We start from the raw sequence: 371 nt of genomic DNA, 5'->3' as shown, positions 1-371 counted from the left end.
GCCCGACAGGAAGGCGGTCGGCAGGCTCCAGAACAGCGGCAGGGTGGTCAGGATGCCGATGCTGGCCAGCGTCAGCGAGGCCATCGCCAGCGCCGTGTTGTTGCCGTACAGGGTCGACAGCAGCAGGCCGATGCAGCCGATGAAGGCAGGAATGGCCACGTGCCAGCGGCGCTCGCGGCGGGCGTCGGCGCTGCGGCCGATGAGCACCATGGCCGCAGCGGCGAAGGCGTAGGGGATGGCCGTGAGCAGGCCCACGTTCAGGGGATCGGACACGCCGGTGGCCTTGATGATGGTCGGCAGCCAGAAGCTCACGCCGTACAGCCCCATGACGAAGCAGAAGTAGATCAGCGCACCCAGCCAGACGCGGCCGT

At 68.7% G+C, this 371-nt stretch carries 1 protein-coding gene; it reads right to left on the bottom strand.

The window, feature by feature from the left end:
• Positions 1–371: MFS transporter (locus tag B3873_RS08575; RefSeq protein ID WP_349676440.1), on the bottom strand; the 371-nt coding region annotated here is incomplete at both ends.

Origin of the sequence: Herbaspirillum sp. UBA812 (assembly GCF_002296545.1) — a bacterium.
Lineage (GTDB): Bacteria > Pseudomonadota > Gammaproteobacteria > Burkholderiales > Burkholderiaceae_D > Herbaspirillum > Herbaspirillum huttiense.
This window is presented reverse-complemented; position numbering and strand designations above follow the sequence as displayed.